The organism is Paraburkholderia sp. SIMBA_027 (assembly GCF_046535315.1).
Taxonomy (GTDB): domain Bacteria; phylum Pseudomonadota; class Gammaproteobacteria; order Burkholderiales; family Burkholderiaceae; genus Paraburkholderia; species Paraburkholderia tropica.
Genome location: NZ_JAWRWY010001085.1, coordinates 1 through 255, shown reverse-complemented (window position 1 = coordinate 255; position 255 = coordinate 1). Strand labels below are relative to the sequence as shown.

The 255-nt window shown below is 63.1% G+C and carries 1 protein-coding gene; it reads right to left on the bottom strand.

From position 1 onward, the window contains the following. A partial coding sequence (locus SB764_RS42460; RefSeq protein WP_410867102.1) for a hypothetical protein occupies positions 1–255 on the bottom strand: 255 nt, incomplete at both ends.

Here is a 255-nt window from a genome sequence, read left to right as displayed (position 1 = left end):
GCTGAGCGAACCGCTCGCCAAGGTGGCGGTTCCGTCCGCAGTTACAGGTGACAGGTCCTCGAATGGTGACGCGTCGTCGTCCTGGTCAATGCGAAGCCAGCCAGCCAAAGCGGCGAGGGCTCCCGCCTCGGTGAGTTCGACGTCGTCGAGGGTCAGTTGCGTGAGCCAGGACTTCCCGTCCCGGATCCCGACCACGATTTCAGGAAGGACAAGGCCCGATTCGAACGCTGACGTCTTGGAGAAGGCAAAGGAGCC